This is a genomic window from Trinickia sp. Z7, from assembly GCF_056498045.1.
This window is the reverse complement of record NZ_JAUEQW010000001.1, coordinates 782,036-805,561: the sequence shown is the minus strand read 5'-3', so window position 1 is coordinate 805,561 and position 23,526 is coordinate 782,036. Positions and strand designations below refer to the sequence as shown.

Genomic DNA, 23,526 nt, shown 5'->3' with positions numbered 1-23,526 from the left:
CGACCTTCAGCCTGCGAGCGATTCGTGACTTCGTTTTCTTTCGACAAACTCGTGATTTTCGGCGTGGGCCTGATCGGCGGCTCGTTGGCGCGTGCGCTGCGCGAGCGCGCCGGTGCGGCGAGCGTCGGCCGCATCGTCGGCGTGGGCCGTTCGCGCGCATCAGCCGAGCGCGCGTGCCAGCTTGGCGTCGTCGATGAAGCAGCGGCGCTCGATGACGACGCCGAACTAGCCGTCGCGTTGGCGGGCGCTGACCTCGTGCTGCTTGCAGCGCCGGTCGCGCAGACGCTGCCGCTACTACAGCGCATCGCGCTGTTTCTCGGCGCCGACACTATCGTGACCGACGCCGGCAGCACGAAGTCCGACGTGGTCGCCGCCGCGCGCGCAGCGCTCGCCGAGCGCGCCGGCCAGTTCGTGCCCGGCCACCCGATCGCCGGCCGCGAATCGAGCGGCATCGAGGCGGCGCTGCCCGACCTCTACGTCGGCCGCAACGTCGTGCTGTGCCCGCTACCGGAGAACCGTGCGCAAGACGTCGCGCGCATCGAGGCGCTTTGGCGTGCCACCGGCGCGATCGTCAGCACGATGACGCACGAGCAGCACGATCGGGTGTTCGCGGCCGTTAGCCACTTGCCGCATCTGCTCTCGTTCGCGCTCGTCGAGCGCATCTTGAATGCGCCCGACGCGGCGCTGAAGTTTTCGTTCGCCGCCGGCGGTTTCCGCGATTTCACGCGGATAGCGGCGTCGAATCCGGAAATGTGGCGCGATGTCTGCTTGGCCAACCGCCATGCCCTCGTCGACGAACTCGACGGTTATATGACGGTGCTCGCACGCTTGCGCGCTGCGATCGTCGCCGAAGACGGCGCCGCGCTCGAGGCGGTGTTCGCGCGTTCGCGCGAGGCGCGCACGCAATGGCAAGAACGCGGGGGGCAAGCGGCTGCGCCTGCCGATCTCGCTCCGAAATGAAAGGACATGTTATGGATCACCTCGATCTCGGACCCTACTCGCGCGCGCAAGGCACGGTGCGCCTGCCCGGTTCCAAGAGCATTTCGAACCGCGTGCTGCTGCTCGCTGCGCTGGCGGAGGGCGAAACGACCGTTTCGAACTTGCTCGATTCCGACGACACGCGCGTCATGCTGGCTGCGCTCGAGAAGCTCGGCGTCAAAATGACGCGCGAGGACGAGCGCTGTGTCGTTCAGGGCACCCGCGGCGCATTCACGGCGAAGACGGCCGATCTATTTCTCGGCAACGCAGGCACGGCGATCCGTCCGCTGACGGCTGCGCTCGCGGTCAACGGCGGCGACTATCGCGTGCATGGCGTGCCGCGTATGCATGAGCGGCCCATCGGCGATCTCGTGGATGGTCTGCGCCAGATCGGCGCGCGCATCGATTACGAAGAAAACGAGGGGTACCCGCCGCTGCGCATTCGCCCGGGCGCGATCGCGATCGAGGCGCCGATCCGCGTGCGCGGCGACGTGTCGAGCCAGTTCCTGACGGCGCTGCTGATGACGCTGCCGCTCGTGCGCGCCAAGACCGGCGAGATCGTGGTGGAAGTGGAAGGCGAGTTGATCTCGAAGCCTTACATCGACATCACGATCAAGTTGATGGAGCGCTTCGGCGTGACCGTCGCGCGCGAGGGGTGGCAGCGCTTCACGGTGCCGGCCGGCGTGCGTTACCGATCGCCGGGCGCGATCATGGTCGAGGGCGATGCTTCGTCGGCGTCGTATTTCCTCGCGGCCGGCGCGATCGGCGGCGGTCCTGTGCGCGTCGTCGGCGTCGGCCGCGACAGTATCCAGGGCGATGTCGCGTTCGCGGACGCACTGACCGCGATGGGCGCCAACGTCACGATGGCGCAAGACTGGATCGAGGTGCGCGGCGTAGGCCACGATCACGGCCAGCTCGAAGCGGTCGACATGGATTTCAATTTGATTCCCGATGCGGCGATGACGATCGCCGTGTGTGCGCTGTTCGCGCGCGGCACGACCACGCTGCGCAACATCGGCAGTTGGCGCGTGAAAGAGACGGATCGGATTGCCGCGATGGCCAACGAGCTGCGCAAAGTCGGCGCGACGGTCGAGGAGGGCGAAGATTTTCTCGTCGTGACGCCCCCTGCGAAACTGACGCCCCACGCGGCGATCGACACCTATGACGATCACCGCATGGCGATGTGCTTCTCGCTCGTATCGCTCGGCGGCGTTCCCGTGCGGATCAATGATCCGAAGTGCGTCGGCAAGACGTTTCCCGATTATTTCGCCCGTTTCGAGACGCTCGTTCGCGCGTGACCTCCCTTTATTAGATGAAACCGACTCGCCCCTTTCACCAAACTCCCGTCATCACGATCGACGGCCCGACCGCTTCAGGCAAAGGCACGGTCGCGGCGCTCGTCGCCGCGCGACTCGGCTTTCACTTGTTGGATAGCGGCGCGCTTTACCGGCTTGCCGCCCTTGCAAGCGTACGTTATGGGGTCGCGCCGGATGACGCCGACGCGCTCGCCGCACTCGTGAGCGAGTTGCACATCACGTTCCGGGAAGGCTGCGCGCAGCTCGACGGCGCCGATGTGTCGAGCGAGATTCGCGCCGAGGAAATCGGCAACCGGGCCTCGGCGATCGCCGTCCATCAAAACGTGCGGGCCGCGCTGGTGGCGCGCCAGCGGGCGTTTCGCAAGGAACCGGGGCTCGTGGCCGACGGCCGCGACATGGGCACCGTGATCTTCCCGGACGCCATGCTCAAGGTGTTCCTGACGGCCAGTGTGGAGGCGCGCGCGGCCAGGCGGCATAAGCAATTGATCCAAAAAGGCTTTTCTGCTAATATGGATAACTTGCTCCGGGATTTGCGAGAGCGGGACGAGCGCGACAGTCAGCGCGCCGTCGCGCCGCTCAAGCCCGCGGCAGACGCAAAGCTGCTCGATACTTCTGCGCTGTCGATCGATCAAGCGGTCGAAGCCGTGGTGCAGTGGTATCGAGAGCGGTAGGTGCTTGGGTGCCCCCGTGGGCCCCAAGCGTGGTGTTAACCCTTAACCCCGTATGGCGTTCGCATCCATGTCGCAGCGTGTCCGGTCCTAGTCGCCGGCACTGACACTCGCGAAGCCATGCATTTACGATTTTTATGTCCGACCTGCAAACTTCCAACCCGAACACCGAATCTTTTGCGGCCCTCTTCGAGGAGTCGTTGACCAAGCAAGACATGCGCGCCGGCGAAGTGATTTCCGCCGAAGTCGTGCGTGTCGACCACAACTTCGTGGTCGTCAATGCAGGTCTCAAGTCCGAAGCCTACATCCCGCTCGAAGAGTTCTTGAACGACGCGGGCGAGGTAGAAGTGCAGGCGGGCGACTTCGTTTCGGTCGCGATCGACGCGCTCGAAAACGGTTATGGCGACACGATTCTGTCGCGCGACAAGGCCAAGCGTCTCGCTTCGTGGCTGTCGCTGGAAAAAGCGCTCGACAACAACGAACTCGTGACCGGCACGATCACGGGCAAGGTCAAGGGCGGCATGACCGTCATGGTCAACGGCATCCGCGCGTTCCTGCCGGGTTCGCTCGTCGATACGCGTCCCGTCAAGGATACGACCCCGTACGAAGGCAAGACGCTCGAATTCCGCGTCATCAAGCTCGACCGCAAGCGCAACAACGTCGTGCTGTCGCGCCGCGCCGTCATCGAAGCGACGCAGGGCGAAGAGCGTGCGAAGCTCCTCGAGACGCTCAAGGAAGGCGCGATCGTCAACGGCGTGGTCAAGAACATCACCGATTACGGCGCGTTCGTGGATCTGGGCGGCATCGACGGCCTGCTCCACATCACCGACATCGCATGGCGTCGCGTGCGTCATCCGAGCGAAGTGTTGTCGGTCGGCCAAGAAGTCACGGCCAAGATCCTCAAGTTCGATCAAGAGAAGAACCGCGTTTCGCTGGGTATCAAGCAACTCGGCGACGATCCGTGGGAAGGCATTTCGCGCCGCTACCCGTCGGGCACGCGTCTGTTCGGCAAGGTCACGAACATCACCGATTACGGCGCGTTCGTCGAAGTGGAATCGGGCATCGAAGGCCTCGTTCACGTTTCCGAAATGGACTGGACGAACAAGAACGTCGCTCCGTCGAAGGTCGTTCAGCTCGGCGACGAAGTCGAAGTCATGGTGCTCGAGATCGACGAAGACCGCCGTCGTATCAGCCTCGGCATGAAGCAGTGCAAGCCGAATCCGTGGGATGACTTCAGCCGCAACTTCAAGAAGGGCGACAAGATCAGCGGCGCGATCAAGTCGATCACCGACTTCGGCGTGTTCATCGGTCTGCCCGGCGGCATCGACGGTCTCGTTCACCTGTCGGATCTGTCGTGGAGCGAAGCCGGCGAAGAAGCCGTGCGCAAGTACAAGAAGGGCGACGAAGTGGAAGCGGTCGTGCTCGGCATCGACGTCGAGAAGGAACGCATTTCGCTGGGCATCAAGCAACTCGAAGGCGATCCGTTCAGCAACTTCGTTGCCATGAACGACAAGGGTTCGATCGTCGACGGCACGGTGAAGTCGGTGGATGCCAAGGGCGCGGTGGTTGCGCTGACGGCGGACGTCGAAGGCTACCTGCGCGCGTCGGAAATCGCGCAAGATCGCGTGGAAGATGCTCGCAACGTGCTGAAGGAAGGCGACAAGGTCAACGCGATGATCATCAACATCGATCGCAAGTCGCGCGGCATCAACCTGTCGATCAAGGCCAAGGATTCGGCCGAGCAGCAAGAAGCGATTCGCGGCCTGGCGGCCGATACGAGTTCGGCGGCAACGGGCACGACCAATCTCGGCGCGTTGCTCAAGGCCAAGCTCGACGGCCAGAATCAGTAAGCCTTTGAGAGGTCTGCCGCAGTATGACCAAATCGGAATTGGTCGCCCAGTTGGCAGCGCGATTTCCGCAACTTGTTCTCAAGGATGCGGATTTCGCGGTCAAGACGATGCTCGATGCGATGTCGGAGGCCTTGGCCAAAGGGCATCGCATTGAAATTCGCGGCTTCGGCAGCTTCGGTCTGAACCGTCGCCCGTCCCGCGTCGGGCGTAACCCGAAATCGGGCGAGAAGGTGCACGTGCCCGAAAAGCACGTGCCGCACTTCAAGCCCGGCAAGGAACTGCGCGAGCGGGTGGACGGCCGGGCCGGCGAGCCACTGAAGCTCGATTCGGCTGACGACGATCTTTGAGTGCCATGCCGCCCCCGAGGTGGCGTTCGCAACGCGAAGATCGCGATTGTCGATGGCGTCGTCGACGCCAAGGCCGACAGTGAGAACCGGCAAAACGGTACAAAAAGCGCCTTCGGGCGCTTTTTTATTTCTTGCGCCCCCTTCATGCTGGCGCCGGGCTGGCTGCGCGGGTTCGGTGCTCCCCGGGGCGACGCAGCCGCGCGGCGCGGCCTGGTCAGCATCGTTTCCATTACAATACGGGCACTTTTGTCCGGGCGTCGGGCGCCTTGGCGCCAGGCGCAGCGCCGGCAGCGAAGGTATCGACGCCGGCACGACAATCGCAGTCGCCGCCAAGAGAACGCTTATGAAACTTATCGTCTGGTTGATCCGTGTGCTCGTGTTCGTCGTCCTGCTCGTTCTCGCGATGGGCAATACCCAGAACACGTCGATCTCGTTTGCCGGATATGCGTGGCAGGCGCCGCTCATCTTGATCGGCCTCGCGTTTTTCCTCGTGGGGTTGCTGGCCGGCCTCGTCTCGGCGCTACCCGCGGTGGTACGGCTTCGGCTGGAAAATGGCCGCTTGCGGCGAGCGTTGCGCGCAGCCAGCGAGAACACGCCGCCCGCTGTCGTCGAGCCGCCGATGCCCCCCGTTATCTAAGCGCGCGGCACGCACGCGCGCTCTCATCCTCGCTTCCTCGACCTTCGCATGGATCTCGATTTTTGGTGGCTGCTGGTGGTCCCCGTCGCTTTCGCGCTCGGATGGATGGCCTCGCGCTACGATTTGAAGACGCTGTTGTCCGAAAGCGCCAACTTGCCGCGCTCCTACTTTCGCGGCTTGAACTTTCTTCTGAATGAACAGCCGGACCAGGCGATCGACGCGTTCATCGAAGTCGTGAAGCTCGATCCGGAGACGATCGAACTGCATTTCGCGCTCGGCAATCTGTTTCGTCGTCGCGGCGAAACCGACCGTGCCATCCGCATTCATCAGAACCTGTTGAGCCGCGCGGATTTACCGGTGAGCGAGCGCGATCACGCGTTGTTCGAGTTGGGGCAGGATTTCTTGAAGGCCGGGCTGCTCGATCGGGCGGAGGAGGCGTTGAGCCGGCTCGACGCCGGGGAATACGCACGCGACGCGCAACGCGCCCTGCTGACGATCTACGAAATCGAGAAAGACTGGACCAAGGCGATCGACGCCGCGCGGCGGCTCGAGACGATGGGCGCGGATTCGCTTGCCAAGGAGGTCGCGCAATTTCATTGCGAGCTTGCTCAGGAGGCCTTGCAGCGCAAGGACGCCGCGCAGGCATCGAGTCAGCTCGATTTAGCCCTCGAGGCCAATCCGAGCAATGTGCGGGCGACGATTCTGCGCGGCGACGTCGCGCAGGCGCGCGGCGATTACGATGCGGCGATCGACGCCTGGCGCCGCGTCGAATCCCAGAATCCGTCGTACTTGCCGCTCGTGGCCGAAAAGCTGATGAAGGCGTATGCGGCGCTCTCGCGCCCGCAGGAAGGCGCCGCCTTGCTCGAAGGCTACGTCAAGCAATACGGTTCCAGCGATTTGCTCGATGTCGCTTATCCGCATGTCGCCCAGCTGTGCGGAACCGAAGTGGCGCATGCGCTGGCGCGCACGCAGATGCAGACCGCGCCGAACCTGTCGGGCATGACGCGCTTGCTCGATGCGCAAATCGAATCGGCCGAGGAGCCGCGACGCGGAGAACTCGAATTGATGCGCACGCTGATCAAGCAGCGCACCAAAAATCTGCCACGTTACACATGCCAAAATTGCGGTTTCCGGGCGCGTCTGTTCTATTGGCAGTGCCCCGGCTGCAGCGGCTGGGAAACCTATGCGCCACGCCGCATAGAGCCCATTGCAGCGCAAGCTTGAAGCATCCACCATCGGAACGCGTATGAAAATCACCATCATCGGCACGGGCTACGTCGGTCTCGTCACGGGCGCTTGCTTGGCCGAAATCGGCAACGACGTTTTCTGCCTCGACGTCGATCCGCGCAAGATCGACATCCTGAACAAGGGCGGGGTGCCGATTCACGAGCCGGGTTTGCAAGAAATCATCGCGCGTACGCGCGCCCACGGCCGTATCACGTTCTCGACCGATGTGAAGGCGAGCGTCGAGCACGGCGACGTGCAATTCATCGCGGTCGGCACGCCGCCCGACGAGGACGGTTCCGCCGATTTGCAATACGTGCTCGAAGCGGCGCGCAATATCGGCCGTTATTCGAACGGGTTCAAGGTCGTCGTCGACAAATCGACGGTGCCCGTGGGCACGGCGGAGCGCGTGCGGGCCGTGATTGCGGCTGAACTCGATGCGCGCGGCTTGGGTGCGAGCGCGGCCCATTGCTTCTCGGTCGTATCGAACCCGGAGTTTCTGAAAGAAGGGGCCGCCGTCGACGATTTCATGCGGCCTGACCGCATCGTCATCGGCATCGACGACGACGATGCGGGACTCATCGCACGCGAGAAGATGAAGCGGCTGTATGCGCCGTTCAACCGCAATCACGAGCGCACGCTGTATATGGACGTGCGCTCGGCCGAGTTCACGAAGTATGCCGCCAACGCCATGCTCGCGACGCGCATCTCCTTCATGAACGAAATGTCGAATCTGGCCGATCGCGTGGGCGCCGACATCGAGGCCGTGCGGCGCGGCATCGGTTCCGACCCGCGTATCGGTTACCACTTCCTCTACGCGGGCGCCGGCTACGGCGGCTCATGCTTTCCCAAGGACGTGCAGGCGCTCGTGCGCACGGCGAGCGAGAACGGACAACGGCTGCGCATTCTCGAAGCGGTGGAAGAAGTCAATCACGATCAAAAGCAAGTGCTCGTCGAAAAGATCGTCAAGCGCCTCGGCGCGGATCTGACCGGCCGCACGTTCGCCGTCTGGGGGCTCGCGTTCAAGCCCAATACGGACGATATGCGCGAAGCGCCGAGCCGGCGCTTGATTGCGGCGTTGCTCGCGCGCGGCGCAAAGGTGCAGGCCTACGATCCTGTCGCGATCGAGGAGGCGCGCCGCGTCTTCCCGCTCGATTTGGCCGATGCGCCGGACGCGCTCGCGCGCTTGACGTTCGCGAAATCGCAGGACGAGACGCTCTCGGGCGCCGATGCGCTAGTCATCGTCACCGAGTGGAAGGAGTTCAAGAGCCCCGATTTCGCGCACTTGAAATCCGTGCTGAAAGCGCCCGTGATTTTCGATGGCCGCAACCTCTACGAACCGTTGGCGATGGCCGAGCTCGGCATCGACTACTACGCAATCGGACGTCCCTATGTCCAAGTCAATACCGCAAGCGATGCACGGGTCTGAGCCATCGACAGAGCCGGCTGCTCGCGAGGCCGGCGTCGCGCGCGTGTCGCGCGAACAGCTGGGCGAGGCCCGGGTGCTGATCGTCGGCGACGTCATGCTCGATCGCTACTGGTTCGGCGACGTCAATCGCATTTCGCCCGAAGCGCCGGTACCGGTCGTGCATGTCCAGCGGCAGGAAGACCGCTTGGGCGGCGCGGCGAACGTTGCCCGCAATGTGGCGGCGCTCGGCGCGCGCGCTGGGCTGCTCTGTGTCGTCGGCCACGACGAGCCCGGCGAGCGCATCGTCGAACTCCTCAAAGCGACGGGTGTAGCGACGCATTTGGAGCGCGATCCCGAATTGCCGACGACGATCAAGCTGCGCGTTCTCTCGCGCCAGCAGCAGCTACTGCGCGTCGATTTCGAGAAGACGCCGACGCACGAAGCGCTGTTGGCGGGGCTTGCGCGCTTTGACGCGCTGCTTGCCTCGCACGACGTGATCTTGCTGTCCGACTACGCGAAGGGCGGCTTGACCCATGTCACGCAGATGATCGCCAAGGCCCGCGCAGCCGGCAAGCCGGTGCTCGTGGATCCGAAAGGCGACGACTGGGAGCGCTATCGCGGCGCCACGCTGATCACGCCGAATCGCGCCGAGTTGCGCGAGGTGGTGGGTCACTGGAAATCGGAAGACGATTTGCGCTCGCGCGTCGACGCATTGCGTGCATCGCTCGACATCGAGTCGTTGTTGCTGACGCGATCGGAGGAGGGCATGACGCTGTTTACGGCCGACGGCGCCGTGTTGACCGCACCGGCCGTCGCGCGCGAAGTGTATGACGTCTCCGGGGCCGGCGACACCGTCATCGCCACGTTGGCCGTCATGCTCGCGGCGAAGCTTCCGCTGGTGGCCGCCGTCACGCTGGCGAACCGGGCGGCCGGGATCGTCGTCGGCAAGCTCGGAACGGCCACCGTCGATTACGACGAGCTGTTCGGCGCCGACCCGCGCTAATTACCGGCTAGCCCACACCGCCGCAAGAGGCCTGCGCCCATCACCGTTATCGAATAACCGCTACCACGATCATGACTCTCATCGTCACCGGAGCCGCCGGGTTCATCGGCGCCAATCTCGTCAAGGCACTGAACGAGCGCGGCGAGACTCGCATCATCGCCGTCGACAACCTCTCGCGTGCCGACAAATTCAAGAACCTCGTCGATTGCGAAATCGACGATTACCTCGACAAGACCGAATTCGTCGAGCGCTTCGCGCGCGGCGAATTCGGCAAAGTGCGGGCCGTATTCCACGAGGGCGCATGTTCGGACACGATGGAAACCGACGGCCGCTACATGATGGAGAACAATTTCCGCTACAGCCGCGCCGTGCTCGACGCGTGCCTGGCGCAGGGGGCGCAGTTTCTCTATGCGTCGTCGGCGGCGATCTACGGCGGCTCGAGCCGCTTCGTCGAAGAGCGTGCGGTCGAAGCGCCGCTCAATGTCTACGGCTATTCGAAGTTTCTTTTCGATCAGATAGTGCGTCGCGTCATGCCTGCTGCGCACAGCCAAATCGTGGGCTTTCGCTACTTCAACGTGTACGGCCCGCGCGAAGCGCATAAGGGCCGCATGGCATCCGTCGCGTTTCACAACTTCAACCAGTTTCGCGCCGAGGGCAAGGTCAAGCTGTTCGGCGAATACAACGGTTACGCCGCGGGCGAGCAGACGCGCGATTTCGTCTCCGTCGAGGACGTCGCGAAGGTCAATTTATTTTTCTTCGACCATCCCGAGAAATCGGGCATTTTCAACCTCGGCACCGGCCGAGCTCAACCTTTCAACGATATCGCTTCCTCCGTCGTGAACACGCTGCGCGCACTCGAGGGTCAACCGGCGCTTTCGTTGGCCGAGATGGTCCAGCGCGGGCTCGTCGAATACGTGCCGTTCCCCGATGCACTGCGCGGCAAGTATCAATGCTTCACGCAGGCGGACCTCGGACGCTTGCGCGCGGCCGGCTACGACGCGCCTTTCCTAACCGTGCAAGAAGGCGTCGACCGCTATGTACGTTGGCTATCCGGCCAGCTGTAATCGGCGGCGCGCACTGCTTAGACTGGGGCTTCTCGGTCGGCGCTCGCCGCCCGGCATTTTGCACGGAGGTCCCATGTTCAAGCACGTTCTTTTTTTCGCGGCGCCCCTCGTCGCAGCATTCGTTTCCCTTTTTGCTCACGCTGTCGAGGTCAATGCCGCCGACGAGGCGGCGTTGCGCGCGATCAAGGGCATCGGTCCGGTCAAGGCGCGAGCGATCGTCGAAGAACGCGCCACGGGCGGTCCGTTCCTGGACGCAGGCGATCTGAGCCGCCGCGTCAAAGGCATGGGCGGCCAAACGGTCGAGCGCCTGCGCGCCCAAGGGCTCACGGTCGGCTCGCAAACGCACTGGGAACGGGCCTCGGACTCATTGGCATCGACCGGTCGCGAGATCAAAGGCGCCGAGACCGCCGGCGTCGCGCGACGCGAGCGCATCGCGGCCGATCCGGTTTCTATCAAGCGCTGAGCGTTCGTCGTCGGGCGCGGGAGGCGCTCTACCGGCTCCTTCAGCCGTCATGCGGCTTTGACGGTTTCCCGCGTTCGTACGCGGGTTTTTTGCTGATGGGCGCGGTTGCCGCGTGTGCCAAAAGACCCTACGCGGCGGTTGCTCGCCGCGTGCTTTACAATCGGCTCATTCCCATTGCCAGAGATGAGCGCGCGTCGCGCGTCACGCCTATGCCTTACAAAACCATCGAAGACACGATCGGCAATACGCCGCTGGTCCAACTCGTCCGCGTGTCCGACGACGAGATCCGCAGCCGCAACAACGTCGTGCTCGCGAAGCTCGAAGGGAACAATCCCGCAGGCTCCGTGAAAGATCGCCCGGCCCTGTCGATGATCAAGAAAGCGGAGGCGCGCGGCCGCATCAAGCCGGGCGACACGCTGATCGAAGCGACGAGCGGCAACACCGGTATCGCGCTCGCCATGGCGGCGGCGATCCGCGGCTACAAGATGGTCTTGCTGATGCCCGAGGATCTATCGGTCGAGCGGCGCCAGAGCATGGCCGCTTACGGCGCCGAAATCGTGTTGACGCCGGTGAAAGGTGGGATGGAATATGCGCGCGATCTCGCCGAACAAATGCAGCGCGACGGACGCGGCATCATTCTCGATCAGTTCGCGAACCCCGACAATCCGGCCGCGCATTACGAAGCGACGGGGCCTGAGATTTGGCGCGATACAGAAGGGCGCGTCACTCACTTCGTCTCGTCGATGGGTACGACCGGCACGATCATGGGTGTCTCGCGCTATTTGAAAGAGCAGAACGGGGCAATCGAGATCATCGGGGCGCAGCCCGAGGAAGGTTCGCGCATTCCGGGCATCCGTAAGTGGCCCGAGGCCTATATGCCGAAAATCTTCGATCGCGCGGCGGTCGATCGCACCGAGAACGTCTCGCAGGCTGCCGCCGAGACCATGGCGCGACGCTTGGCCGCCGTCGAGGGGATCTTCTGCGGAATCTCGTCGGGCGGCGCGTGCGAGGTTGCGCTGCGCGTGGCGCGTCAAGTCGAGAACGCGACGATCGTGTTCATCGTGTGCGATCGCGGCGATCGGTACCTATCGACAGGCGTGTTTCCGGCTTGACGGGCGTGCGCCCCGCAAATTGCGTTTCCCATCGAATGCGCACCTATTCGTCTGGATAGCTATGTCTCGCTGAAGGCGCGTCCTATATTGCCAGTCGACCAGAGCCACCGCGTCGCGCCCCACGAGGGCGCGACGATCTCGACCGCTCGACCGGAGCCGATATGGGACATTGCATTAAGACGCCGATCGCACGAATCGGCGCACTCGCTTTCCTCTTCTTAGGCATCGTTCTGTATTGCGCCGTGCCGGCCGCAGGCTGGGCCGACGTGGCCTCGGCTGCGTCGGGGCCCACGCTAACGCTTGCGCATGATGCACCCCGCGACGTGCCTCGAGACTATGTCATTACCCCCTTCGGCTACTTTCACCCTTCCTGCGTGCGTACGGTCGGCCGCTCCGACATCGTGCTCGCCGACGGGCGGGTCCAGCATGCCGACGGCACCCGTTCGCCGGCTCACACCTGCGGCTATGCACGCTATGGCAAAAGCGGTAACCGGATCGAGCCCGGCATGTCGACGGCGCCGGGGGTAACGCCGCCCGCGAGCAGCGCAAATCTACCGCCACGAGTGGACGGTTGGCTCGAAGCGAGTTGGTACCACGACAAAGCGACGTTCGGCGGAGTTAGCTCGCACTGGTTCGTGCCGTCCGCACCGGCGTCGGATGTCGGCCAAGTGCTGTACTACTTTCCCGGGCTGGAGGACTACGAGAACATCGTCAGCATTTTGCAGCCGGTGCTCGGTTGGAATGGCTTCAACGACCACGCATGGACCATCACGAGTTGGAATTGCTGCCGGGGCGGCAACGTCGACCACAGCGTGCCGGAGCCGGTCGCAACGGGCGATTCGATCGTCGGCAAGATCGCCGGCGACTGCCCGGCGGGGCAAGTGTGCTCGACGTGGGATATCGCGACGATCGATAAGACGAACGGCCGCTCTTCCACCCTGAGGAAAACGAGCAGCTATGGGCAAAGGTTCGATTGGGCGTTTGCGGGCGTCGTCGAAGTCTACGGGGTTGGGGCATGCGACCAATACTCGAGCAACGGCTTCGTCGACTTTACGCAAATTTCGCTGCTCGATGTCGAAAAGAAGCGCATCGGCAAAGTTCACTGGGCCGCGAGCGGGCTGCTGCAAAACGGCGCGCCCGTTTGCAACTATGGCGTCACGGTGACGCCGACGAGTGCGAGCTTAACGTTCTGACGCGCAGCGCTCGGGCGCGACAATGGGTCACGGGTAGTCCTGGTCACGGGCGATGCCAGGCCTGCCGCTCTTGTTGCGGCGTTTGTCATTGCCGCGCTAGCGGCGGATGCAGCGGATGCGGTACACGAGCAGATGCAGCGGCGGACGAAAGCGCGCTTGCGCCGCCGCGATCGGCTGGCCGGTCGTGCCGCTGTTATTGCCGCAATTATTGCTGCGGAGTTTGCGGCGTTCCTTGCGGCATTGGCGGCGTTTGTGGTGGTTGCGGCGCTTGTGGCGGCTGAGCGCCGACCCATGGATCGGACGAAGCAGACGGTGCCGATGCCGGCGCAGTCGGCGCAAAGGCACCGGATTGCGCAGCCGGGCTTGCTTGGGGGTTGGGCGCCGCAGCCGGACCTGCAGTTCGAGTCGGCGCCAGTGCGGAAGAAGTCGAAGGCGAAGTCGAACCGGAGCCCGGGACGCCTCCATCTTCTTGCTCGATACGGGCCTTGACGCGCTGACCGAGCTCGTACACGGCGAGCGCGTAGAAGAAGCTGCGGTTATAGCGCGTGAGCGCATAGAAATTCTGCAGTCCGAGCATGTACTCGGTCGGTTCGCCGGGTGTCGGCAAATCGATCACCGTGACGGGCGTGCTGGCTTCCGAAGTCGAATCGAGCCCCGGCTGATCGAGCAGCATGCCGGCGCGCAGCAGTTGCGCGAGCGGCCAATGCGGCTGCGGCTGCCCATCGGCGGCGGCCTGCGCGACGCCGATGCTGCCGGCGTCGTGCGCGATCTGCCATACGACCGGCTGCCCGCTCTCCCAGCCGTTTTCCTTCAGATAGTTGGCCACGCTGCCGATTGCGTCCGCTTTGCTCGTGCGCAGATCGATCCGCTTGTTGCCTTCGAAATCGACCGCGTACTTGACGATGCTGCTTGGCAAGAATTGAGGAATCCCGATGGCGCCCGTGTACGAACCGAGCACCGTCGTCGGGTCGATCTGGGCGTCGCGCGTCCAGACGAGATAGTCCACGAGGTTCTTGCGAAAAGTCATTTCGCGCTCGGCGCGGTTCGGCGTGTTCGGATAGTCGAACGCGAGCGTCGTAAGCGCGTCGAGCACGCGGAAGTTGCCCATGTAGCGGCCGTATATCGTCTCGACGCCAATAATGCCGACCACGATTTCAGGCGGCACGCCGAATTGCTCGTAGGCGCGTTGCAGCGTTGCGCGATTCTCGCGCCAGAATTTGACGCCCGCGTTGATGCGCACGGGATCGAGGAAGCGCGCCTGATAGACATGCCAATTCTTGACGAACGGCGTAGGCGCTGGCGTGACGAGCTTGACGGCGGTAGCCGAGTAGCTCACGCCGGCGAACAACGCGTGCAGCGCCGCGGCGTCGAAGTCGTAGCGCGCCACCATGTCGTCGATGAACGCGTTGACGTCCGCGTTGGCTGCGTAGCGCTGGGGAATGATCTCTTCTTCGAAGGTCGTGCCGGGCGAGGCCGATTGTGGCTGCCGACCTTGCGCAAGATGAGTTGGGTGCTTGGTGGTGTGAGCGTTCTGGGCGTAGCCGCTTTGCGACGAAACGGCGGCGCCCAGCATCAGGGCGAGAAGAACGGCGAGGCGCCGGCGTGGCACAGCGGGCGATGCAAGTTGACCGGTCATAAAAGAGAGCGAAAGGGGGCGACGGACCGCTCGGGTTCGGAGGCGCACCGAAGTGCGCGACCGCGAACTCGTCTTGGCGTTCGGCGCAGTATAGCGAACGGTCGGCGCAGGAGGAACCGCAGGCAAGCGCGGCGCGCGCCGAGATAGCGCGTCAAGGCCGGTTGCCGCACCGTGCAAACGAGGCGCCCGGGAACGCGCACCGCCGCCTGTGGTAACGTAGTTCGGTCCGCGGCCGCACCTGCGACGCACGGCCGACGACGTTAACTAGGAGACATGCCGCGACCGCGGCAAACGAACGATCATGGCCACCGCTGTCTACTCACACCCCGACTGCCTGCTGCACGAGATGGGGCGCGGGCATCCGGAATGTCCCGAGCGTCTCGTCGCGATCGAGGATCAGTTGATCGCGAGCCGCATCGCCGAATTCATCGAGCGCGAGAGCGCGCCGCTCGCGCGAGTGGCCGATCTCGCACGGGTGCATACCCGCGCACATATCGATTTCATCGAACGCAGCGCGCCGCGCGAGGGCCATGCGTGGATCGATCCCGATACCGCCATGAACCCGCATACGTGGCAGGCCGCGCTGCGGGCGGCGGGCGCGGCCGTCGCGGCGACCGACGCCGTGATCGACGGGCGGTACGACAACGCGTTCTGCGCCGTGCGCCCGCCAGGACATCATGCGGAGCCCGCTCGTGCGATGGGGTTTTGCTTCTTCAACAACGTCGCGATCGCTGCGCGTCACGCGCTCGAAGTGCGCGGCCTGGCGCGCGTGGCCGTCGTCGACTTCGACGTGCATCACGGCAACGGCACCGAGGCGGCTTTTGCCGGCGACGAGCGCGTGCTGATGTGCAGTTTCTTTCAACACCCGTTCTATCCGTTCAGCGGCGCCGACAACCAAGCGCCCAACATGGCCAATTTGCCGATGCCGGCGCGCACGCCGGGCGCTGCGGTGCGCGAAGCGATCGACCTCGTGTGGCTGCCGCGGCTCGAAGCGTTCAAGCCCGAGATGATCTTCGTATCGGCCGGCTTCGACGCGCACCGGGAAGACGATCTCGGGAATATGGGACTCGTCGAGGACGACTACACGTGGATCACGGATCAAATTCGCCGCATCGCCGAGCGCTACGCACGCGGCCGTATCGTTAGCTGTCTCGAAGGAGGCTATAACTTGTCGGCGCTCGGCCGCAGCGTCGTCGCACACTTGCGCGCGTTGGCTGGAATTTGAAGCCCGCCCGAGCGCCCGGGAAGCGCGCTGCAGGCGCGCTGAAGCACGAAGCCACGACCGACCGCATTTGTTACTTGTTGCCAGGAGCGAGCGCATCATGAATCCCCCCTCTTCCTCTTCTTCGCCTTGCACTTCGGAAGCGCTCTTGATCGAGCGCGACGCGTACGGGCTCGCCGGCGTCGTGCGAGTCACGCTCAATCGCCCCGACGCCTTCAATGCGCTCTCGGAAGATCTGATCGAGCAGTTGCAGGCGGCGCTTTCCGCGATCGCGCAATCGGATGCGCGCGTCGTCGTGCTCGCGGCCGAAGGGCGCGCGTATTGTGCCGGACACGACTTGAAGGAGTTGCGAGCGACGCCTTCGCTCGAGTTCTATCAGCGGCTCTTCGGGCGTTGTTCCGCGCTGATGATGACGATTCAGCGAATGCCGCAGCCCGTCATCGCGCGCGTGCAGGGCATCGCCACGGCGGCGGGCTGCCAACTCGTCGCCATGTGCGATCTCGCGGTGGCGGCCGATACGGCGCGTTTCGCGACTTCGGGCATCCATTACGGCTTGTTCTGCTCGACGCCGGCCGTGCCGCTCTCGCGCAATATCCCTCGCAAAGCGGCGTTCGAGATGCTCATGACCGGCGATTTCATCGATGCGGCCAAGGCGCGCGAACTCGGGCTGATCAACCATATGACGCCGCTCGATGCGCTCGACACCGATGTCGCCGCGCTGGCCAAACGCATCTGCGACAAACCGGCCGCCGCCGTGAGCATGGGCAAGTCGCTGTTCTATCGGCAACTGGAGACGGGGATCGAAGCCGCCTATCAGATGGCCGGTCAGACGATCGCCTGCAATGCGAACGACCCAGTCGCGCAGGAGGGCATGCAGGCGTTCATCGAAAAGCGCACGCCCAACTGGCGCGCCTGACGCACGGCATGGACCACGGCGCCGCCGCGTTCGACAGCTACCGTGAACGGCATTCTTTCAGAGGTGAGCGAGGATCCACTGCGTCAGCGCATCGATGACATTGTCTCCATCGAGGTCGTTCATGGTTTCGTGGTACGCGCCTTCATAGAGCAAGAGCGTTCGATCGACGGCGCCGACGTGCTCGATGAACGTGCGACTGCCATCGGGCTCGGTCAGTTTGTCGGCCGTGCCGTGATAGACGAGCACCGGCACGTGCAGCGACGCTCGGCCGTGCTCGATGCGCGCCATCGCTTCGAGGATCTGCGCGCCCGTGCGCGCCGGGACGGCGCCGTGATGCACGAGCGGGTCGAGGCGGTTCGCTTGGACGACGCCCGCGTCGCGCGAAAGCAGCGCAGGCTCGATCTTCATCGCCTGGTAGCGCGGCCAGAGGCGGCTCACGATCCGGCTCGCCGCAAGCATCCAGCGGGGTACGTCCTTGCCCGGTGCAAGCGCGGGGCTCGAGAGAATCAGCCCCGTCACCCGCTTGCCGGCGTGCTCGAACGCTTCCATCCGCTCAATTGCAAACAATGTGGCGATCGTGCCGCCCATGCTGTGACCCATGAGGAACAGCGGGGCATCGGGGCGCGCCGCGGCGTCTAGCAAGGCGCGGGCGTCGTACAGATAGTCGTCGAAGGTCGTGACCCAGGTGCGTTCGCCGGGCGAGCGTCCGTGGCCGCGCAAATCGACGGCGACGAGTTCAATGCCCAATGCGCCGAGCCGCTCGGCCAGTGCGGCATAACGGCCCGCATGCTCGGCCAAGCCATGCAGCAACGCGACCGTGGCGCGAACGGGGTGAGCGCATGGCCACCGGTACAGCGCAAGGTCGACGCCGTCGGCGGTGCGAATCGTTGCGATAGCGAGCGGCTCGGCTGCACCTGGAACGCCGCCACTGGGGGCAGCGGGGGCGTTGGCGTTGGGCAGTGCGGTTGTCTCGGACATCGTGGTTCCCCTCCTCGGCGCATGGGCGCGATCATAAGGTCGCTTCCCGAAGCCCGCGAGACACTTCCGCGGTGGCGTCCTCTAATTTCGAAAACTCATTAAGGCCTTGCAATTAATTATTAAAGCCTATTTGTGCGGTGCGATAAAATTGCACGTCGTCACCTTTTCTCGCAACTGCGACGGCGGATGATGGGTTCCTGTGCGCACGCGCCGGCGGGCCATCGCCGCCGTTTCGTCATTCATGATCGAACTTCGTCATCTCTCGCAGCGTTTCGCCGGTCCGAGCGGCTGGGTCGAGGCCCTGCACGACATCAACTTGAGTATTGCCGCGGGCCAGATCTTCGGCATCATCGGCCGCAGCGGCGCGGGCAAAAGCACGCTCGTGCGCACCATCAATCTGCTTACTCGCCCGAGCGCGGGTGAAGTCGTGGTCGACGGCAAGGTGCTGACCGCACTGGCGCCGGCGGCGTTGCGCGAGGCGCGCCGCGAGATCGGGATGGTGTTCCAACACTTCAACCTGCTCAGTTCGCGCACGGTGTTCGATAACGTCGCCTTGCCGCTCGAGCTTGCCGGCATGAAGCGCGCCGATATCGAACGAACGGTGTTGCCGCTGCTCGAGCTCGTGGGGCTCACGCCGCTCAAGGACCGGTATCCCGCACGCATCAGCGGCGGGCAGAAGCAGCGCGTCGGAATTGCCCGAGCGCTGGCGAGCCGGCCGAAGGTCTTGCTGTCCGACGAAGCGACCTCCGCGCTCGATCCCGAAACGACGCGCTCGATCCTCGAACTGCTCAAGCGGATCAATCGCGAATTGGGCCTGACCATCGTGCTCATCACGCACCAGATGGAGGTGATCAAGGACGTATGCGATCGTGTCGCCGTGCTCGATGCCGGTCGTATCGTGGAAGAGGGCAATGTCGTCGATGTCTTTCTCGAGCCGCGTCACGATGTCACGCGCGCGTTGCTCGGCGATGTCATCGCGCACGAGCTGCCGAGCGCCGTGAAGGCGCGCGTCGCGGCGCAAATCGAGGCCGGCGAAGGCCAGCTATTGCGGCTCGCGTTCGCCGGCGGCGGCGTCGATCGGCCGATTCTGTCGGAGACGATCCGTCGCTACTCGCTCGACTTCAACATCCTGCATGGCCAGGTGGACGAGATTCAAGGGCGCGCGTTCGGCTCGCTTGCCGTGCTCGCAGACGGCGAGCCGCAGCAGCTTGACGCCGCGCTCGCGTTCTTGCGCGAGCAAGGCGTTGTCGTGGAGGCGCTCTCGCATGTTCAGTGAAATGTCGTCGATGTTCGTTCAGTCGTTCTGGGAGACGCTCGTCATGGTCGGGATCTCCGGCCTTCTCGGCGCGCTCGCGGGTTTGCCGCTCGGCGTGCTGCTGTTCCTGACCGATCGTGGCGGGGTGCTGCAAAGCGTCGCAGCGAACCGTTTCATGGGGTTGACCGTCAATGCGGTGCGATCGACGCCGTTCATCATCCTGCTCGTGGCCGTGATTCCGTTCACGCGCGTGATCGTCGGCACGTCGATCGGCACGGCGGCCGCCGTCGTGCCGCTCACGATCGCCGCCGCGCCGTTCATCGCGCGGTTGGTCGAGACGGCACTGCGCGAAGTCGACCGCGGCCTCATCGAAACCGCCGAAGCGCTCGGTGCGACGACGCGCCAGATCGTCTTCAAAGTCTTACTGCCAGAAGCGTTGCCGGGCATCGTCGCGGGGCTCACGATCACGTTCGTCTCGCTCGTCGGCTATTCGGCGATGGCCGGCGCGATCGGGGGCGGCGGCCTGGGCGATCTCGGGATCCGCTACGGCTATCAACGGTTCCTGCCCGAGGTGATGGTGACCGTCGTCGTGATCCTGATCGTCTTCGTGCAGTTGGTGCAGTCGTTCGGCGACTGGCTCGTGCGCCGGCTGAGCCATCGATGAGCTGCCGGGCGTTAGAGGCGTTGGTCGAAAGCCGGGCTTGGCGCTCGGGCTGCTTGCTCATAAAATAAAACGATCGTTCGTTAATGAGGAGCGCGGCGGCGCGGCACGCCGGCTGCGGTGTTGGCCGCGCCTATCTGGACTGGCCGGCCTGTCCAGGCCAGCGGTGGCTCCCCGCCGGGCTGCTGTTCGTCACTCCGGCACAGCCGTTTTTGCCCATTGGGAGTTTGCCGAGCGTCGGGCGGTGCGGCCGCGGGACCGGCTGTCGCTATAATGGCCGCTGGGTTGACGTATTCGTAACTTTGGAGCGAGTGCATGAAAATTTTGGTGCCAGTCAAGCGCGTGGTCGACTACAACGTCAAGGTCCGAGTGAAGTCGGACGGCACGGGCGTCGACATTGCAAACGTGAAGATGTCGATGAATCCGTTCGACGAAATTGCCGTGGAAGAAGCGGTGCGCCTGAAGGAAGCGGGCGTGGCCACCGAAGTGGTGGCGGTGTCGGCGGGCGTGGCGCAAGCGCAGGAGACGCTGCGCACGGCGCTGGCGATCGGCGCCGATCGTGCGATCTTGATCGAGTCGAACGAAGATCTGCAGCCGTTGGCGGTGGCCAAGCTGCTCAAGGCGCTGGTCGATAAAGAGCAGCCCCAACTCGTGATCCTCGGCAAGCAGGCGATCGACGACGACTCGAACCAAACAGGCCAGATGCTCGCTGCGCTGGCTGGCTTGCCGCAGGCGACCTTCGCGTCGAAGGTGACGATTGCGGACGGCCGTGCGACGGTGGCGCGTGAAGTGGACGGCGGCTCCGAGACGCTGACGCTCGCGCTGCCGGCCGTGGTGACGACCGACCTTCGCCTGAACGAGCCGCGCTACGTCACGCTGCCCAACATCATGAAGGCGAAGAAGAAGCCGTTGGAAACGATCAAGCCCGAAGACCTCGGTGTGGACGTCGCTCCCCGCTTGAAGACGCTGAAGGTTGCCGAGCCGCCCAAGCGCAGCGCCGGCGTGATGGTGCCGGACGTGCAAACGCTGGTCGAGAAGCTGAAGACCGAAGCCAAGGTGCTGTGAGGGGGGACGAAAGAAAATGACGATTCTGGTGATTGCCGAACATGACAACGCGTCGATCAAAGGCGCGACGCTGAACACCGTTGCTGCCGCACTGAAGATCGGCGGCGACATTCACGTGCTGGTTGCGGGCCACAACGCGCAGGGCGCGGCCGATGCCGCGGCCAAGATCGCGGGCGTGTCGAAGGTGCTGCTCGCCGATGCTCCGCAACTGGCCGAAGGCCTCGCGGAAAACGTCGAAGCGACCGTGCTGAACATTGCGAAGGATTATTCGCACATCGTGGCGCCGGCTACGGCTTACGGCAAGAACGTGGCCCCGCGCGTGGCGGCCAAGCTCGACGTGGCGCAGATCAGCGAAATTACGGCCGTCGTGTCGGCCGATACGTTCGAGCGCCCGATCTATGCTGGCAACGCCATTGCCACGGTGCAATCGGGCGACGCGATCAAGGTGATCACGGTGCGCGCGACGGGCTTCGACGCAGTGGCGGCCGAGGGTGGTGGCGCGTCCGTCGAGAAGATCGAAGCGGCGGCCGATCGCGGTATCTCGCAGTTCGTGAATCGCGAAGTGACGAAGCTCGATCGTCCGGAACTGACGAGCGCGAACATCATCGTTTCGGGGGGCCGGGGGCTGGGCAGCGGCGAGAACTACACGAAGGTTCTAGAGCCGCTGGCCGATAAGCTGGGCGCGGCGCTCGGCGCATCGCGCGCGGCAGTGGACGCGGGCTACGTGCCGAACGACTACCAAGTGGGGCAGACGGGCAAGATCGTCGCGCCGCAACTGTATGTGGCGGTGGGCATTTCAGGCGCGATTCAGCACTTGGCGGGCATGAAGGATTCGAAGGTGATCGTGGCGATCAACAAGGATCCGGAAGCGCCGATTTTCAGCGTGGCCGATTATGGCCTCGTCGGCGATTTGTTCACGCTGGTGCCTGAACTCGTGAGCGCCTTGGGCTAAACGCGCTGGCTCCGCGAAGCGGGCGGAATGCAGGAGAGGAGGGGTGCGGCTTAGCCGCACCCCTTTTTTAATGATCGATTCGCTGGAGCGCGCGCTTCGAGCGTGAGCCGACGGCGTGCGGTCAAAAAGCAAGCGGCGCCCGGTTGGGGCGCCGCTCGTGCTGCTGCCGGCTGCTGAGGTATGCGCGAGCCGTTACGCGTAAGCGGGTTGCGGCGCCGCGCCGCGATCGCCGAGGTAGCGATGAACGGACAGATCGTCGGCCTGGATTGCCGGGCGTCGCCCCGAGATCAAGTCGGCCAGCAACTGACCGGAACCGCACGACATGGTCCAGCCGAGCGTACCGTGCCCCGTGTTCAAGAACAGGTTCGAAACGGGTGTGCGGCCCACGACCGGCGTGCCGTCCGGCGTCATCGGACGCAGGCCCGTCCAGAACGAGGCTTGCGTGGTGTCGCCCCCGCCTGGGAACAAGTCGTTGACGCACATTTCGAGCGTTTCGCGCCGCGCCTGGCGCAGCGTCTTGCTAAAGCCCACGATTTCCGCCATGCCGCCCACGCGAATGCGATCGTCGAAACGCGTGATCGCGATCTTGTAGGTTTCGTCGAGCACCGTCGAAACGGGCGCTTTCGCGGAATCGACGATCGGCGCCGTGATGGAATAGCCCTTGAGCGGATAGACGGGGATCTTCACGATGCCCGACAACAGCTGAGTGGAGTACGAACCGAGGGCGACGACGTAGGCGTCGGCGCGCAACGTTTGCCCGCCGCAACGCACCCCGGCAATGCGGCCGCCGGCCGTTTCGAGCGCATCGATCGATGTGTTGAAACGGAACTTAACGCCGAGCGATTCGGCGAGCGCAGCCAGGCGCGTGGTGAACAATTGGCAGTCGCCCGTTTCGTCGCCGGGCAGCCGCAGGCCGCCCGTCAGCTTGTGCGAGACGGCGGCGAGCGCCGGCTCGGCGCGTGCGAGCTCGGCGGGGCTCAAGAGCTCGTACGCCACGTTGGCGTCCTTCAGCACGGCAATGTCTTTTTGTGCGCCGTCGAGCTGTTGCTGCGTGCGAAAAACCTGCAGCGTACCGCCCGTGCGGCCTTCGTATTGGATGCCGGTATCGGCGCGCAACGCCTGCAAACAGTCGCGACTGTATTCGGCGAGGCGCACCATCCGGCCTTTATTGACGGCATAGCGCTCGGCGGTGCAGTTTTGCAACATCTGCCACATCCAGCGCAATTGGAACTGCGTGCCGTCCAGACGGATTGCGAGAGGCGCGTGCTTTTGGAACATCCACTTCACTGCTTTGACTGGGACGCCGGGAGCTGCCCAGGGAGCCGCGTAGCCGGGCGAGATCTGGCCGGCGTTGGCAAAGCTCGTATCGAGCGCGGGACCGGCTTCGCGATCCACCACCGTGACCTCGTGACCGGCGCGCGCCAGGTAATACGCGGTTGTCACGCCGACGACGCCACTACCTAAAACGACGACTCGCATAGTTGCTCCCAAACACCGACTAGTCCAGTTGATGACGCTATACTATTGCGACAAAAGCAGTTTTTGTTCGTGTATTTTTTTGATTTTTGGTTGAAACAT

22 protein-coding genes are annotated in these 23,526 nt (G+C 64.1%); 19 read left to right on the top strand and 3 right to left on the bottom strand.

The features are described 5' to 3' along the window. Positions 1-24 precede the first annotated feature (24 nt). From QQS38_RS03545 to QQS38_RS03485, 13 genes are all read left to right on the top strand, one after another. Complete coding sequence (locus tag QQS38_RS03545; RefSeq protein WP_479643966.1) at positions 25-960, top strand: prephenate dehydrogenase; 936 nt, start codon at positions 25-27, stop codon at positions 958-960. Positions 961-971: 11 nt separating this feature from the next. Further along, a complete protein-coding gene (gene aroA, locus QQS38_RS03540; protein ID WP_479643965.1) occupies positions 972-2,276 on the top strand; it encodes a 3-phosphoshikimate 1-carboxyvinyltransferase in 1,305 nt (434 codons plus the stop codon). Positions 2,277-2,290: 14 nt separating this feature from the next. Continuing rightward, a complete protein-coding gene (cmk, locus tag QQS38_RS03535) occupies positions 2,291-2,965 on the top strand; it encodes a (d)CMP kinase (protein WP_479643964.1) in 675 nt (224 codons plus the stop codon). 134 nt (positions 2,966-3,099) lie between these two features. Next, complete coding sequence (rpsA, locus tag QQS38_RS03530; protein WP_277430925.1) at positions 3,100-4,812, top strand: 30S ribosomal protein S1; 1,713 nt, start codon at positions 3,100-3,102, stop codon at positions 4,810-4,812. A gap of 23 nt (positions 4,813-4,835) precedes the next feature. Beyond that, the gene (locus QQS38_RS03525; RefSeq protein ID WP_277430924.1) at positions 4,836-5,159 is read left to right on the top strand and encodes an integration host factor subunit beta; all 324 of its coding nucleotides are present in this window, start codon (positions 4,836-4,838) and stop codon (positions 5,157-5,159) included. A 343-nt stretch (positions 5,160-5,502) separates the two neighbouring features. Next, positions 5,503-5,796 carry a lipopolysaccharide assembly protein LapA domain-containing protein gene (locus QQS38_RS03520; protein ID WP_479643963.1) on the top strand — a complete coding sequence of 98 codons (294 nt, stop codon included), beginning with the start codon at positions 5,503-5,505 and terminating at the stop codon, positions 5,794-5,796. 48 nt (positions 5,797-5,844) lie between these two features. Continuing rightward, positions 5,845-7,020 carry a lipopolysaccharide assembly protein LapB gene (lapB, locus tag QQS38_RS03515; RefSeq protein WP_479643962.1) on the top strand — a complete coding sequence of 392 codons (1,176 nt, stop codon included), beginning with the start codon at positions 5,845-5,847 and terminating at the stop codon, positions 7,018-7,020. 22 nt (positions 7,021-7,042) lie between these two features. Beyond that, positions 7,043-8,449 carry a UDP-glucose dehydrogenase family protein gene (locus tag QQS38_RS03510; RefSeq protein ID WP_479643961.1) on the top strand — a complete coding sequence of 469 codons (1,407 nt, stop codon included), beginning with the start codon at positions 7,043-7,045 and terminating at the stop codon, positions 8,447-8,449. Further along, on the top strand, positions 8,436-9,431 hold the full coding sequence (gene rfaE1 / locus QQS38_RS03505) for a D-glycero-beta-D-manno-heptose-7-phosphate kinase (protein ID WP_479644098.1): 996 nt from the start codon (positions 8,436-8,438) through the stop codon (positions 9,429-9,431). Before QQS38_RS03510 ends, rfaE1 begins: the two co-directional genes overlap by 14 nt. A gap of 71 nt (positions 9,432-9,502) precedes the next feature. Beyond that, the gene (gene rfaD / locus QQS38_RS03500) at positions 9,503-10,495 is read left to right on the top strand and encodes an ADP-glyceromanno-heptose 6-epimerase (RefSeq protein WP_479643960.1); all 993 of its coding nucleotides are present in this window, start codon (positions 9,503-9,505) and stop codon (positions 10,493-10,495) included. A gap of 73 nt (positions 10,496-10,568) precedes the next feature. Next, the gene (locus QQS38_RS03495; protein WP_479643959.1) at positions 10,569-10,958 is read left to right on the top strand and encodes a ComEA family DNA-binding protein; all 390 of its coding nucleotides are present in this window, start codon (positions 10,569-10,571) and stop codon (positions 10,956-10,958) included. A gap of 209 nt (positions 10,959-11,167) precedes the next feature. Beyond that, entirely contained in the window at positions 11,168-12,070 is a 903-nt protein-coding gene (gene cysM / locus QQS38_RS03490) for a cysteine synthase CysM (protein WP_479643958.1), read from the top strand. Positions 12,071-12,231: 161 nt separating this feature from the next. Then, entirely contained in the window at positions 12,232-13,263 is a 1,032-nt protein-coding gene (locus QQS38_RS03485; RefSeq protein ID WP_479643957.1) for a hypothetical protein, read from the top strand. Positions 13,264-13,468: 205 nt separating this feature from the next. Here the strand turns inward: QQS38_RS03485 and mltB are convergent, their stop codons facing one another. Further along, entirely contained in the window at positions 13,469-14,899 is a 1,431-nt protein-coding gene (mltB, locus tag QQS38_RS03480) for a lytic murein transglycosylase B (RefSeq protein ID WP_479643956.1), read from the bottom strand. A 301-nt stretch (positions 14,900-15,200) separates the two neighbouring features. On the opposite strand from mltB, the gene QQS38_RS03475 reads away from it, so the two are divergent. Together QQS38_RS03475 and QQS38_RS03470 are read left to right on the top strand one after the other, a co-directional pair. Then, positions 15,201-16,124, top strand: coding sequence for a histone deacetylase family protein (locus QQS38_RS03475; RefSeq protein WP_479643955.1), 924 nt, complete (start codon positions 15,201-15,203; stop codon positions 16,122-16,124). Between the two features lie 97 nt (positions 16,125-16,221). Beyond that, positions 16,222-17,037, top strand: a complete 816-nt coding sequence (locus QQS38_RS03470) for an enoyl-CoA hydratase (RefSeq protein ID WP_479643954.1) — start codon at positions 16,222-16,224, stop codon at positions 17,035-17,037. Between the two features lie 57 nt (positions 17,038-17,094). On the opposite strand, the gene QQS38_RS03465 is transcribed toward QQS38_RS03470, so the two are convergent. Beyond that, on the bottom strand, positions 17,095-18,015 hold the full coding sequence (locus QQS38_RS03465; RefSeq protein ID WP_479643953.1) for a lysophospholipase: 921 nt from the start codon (positions 18,013-18,015) through the stop codon (positions 17,095-17,097). Between the two features lie 241 nt (positions 18,016-18,256). Here QQS38_RS03465 and QQS38_RS03460 point away from each other — a divergent pair, with 241 nt between their 5' ends. The 4 genes from QQS38_RS03460 to QQS38_RS03445 all read left to right on the top strand — a co-directional run bounded on the left by QQS38_RS03460 (position 18,257) and on the right by QQS38_RS03445 (position 21,948). Further along, positions 18,257-19,291 carry a methionine ABC transporter ATP-binding protein gene (locus tag QQS38_RS03460; protein WP_479643952.1) on the top strand — a complete coding sequence of 345 codons (1,035 nt, stop codon included), beginning with the start codon at positions 18,257-18,259 and terminating at the stop codon, positions 19,289-19,291. Then, entirely contained in the window at positions 19,281-19,934 is a 654-nt protein-coding gene (locus tag QQS38_RS03455; protein WP_479643951.1) for a methionine ABC transporter permease, read from the top strand. The genes QQS38_RS03460 and QQS38_RS03455 overlap by 11 nt, the downstream gene beginning before the upstream one ends. Positions 19,935-20,246: 312 nt before the next feature. Then, positions 20,247-20,996, top strand: coding sequence for an electron transfer flavoprotein subunit beta/FixA family protein (locus QQS38_RS03450; RefSeq protein ID WP_479643950.1), 750 nt, complete (start codon positions 20,247-20,249; stop codon positions 20,994-20,996). A 16-nt stretch (positions 20,997-21,012) separates the two neighbouring features. After that, positions 21,013-21,948: an electron transfer flavoprotein subunit alpha/FixB family protein gene (locus QQS38_RS03445; protein WP_479643949.1), complete on the top strand. Its 936-nt coding sequence runs from the start codon at positions 21,013-21,015 to the stop codon at positions 21,946-21,948. Between the two features lie 192 nt (positions 21,949-22,140). Here the strand turns inward: QQS38_RS03445 and QQS38_RS03440 are convergent, their stop codons facing one another. Next, positions 22,141-23,427 carry a D-amino acid dehydrogenase gene (locus tag QQS38_RS03440; protein ID WP_325338447.1) on the bottom strand — a complete coding sequence of 429 codons (1,287 nt, stop codon included), beginning with the start codon at positions 23,425-23,427 and terminating at the stop codon, positions 22,141-22,143. Between the last annotated feature and the right edge of the window lie 99 nt (positions 23,428-23,526).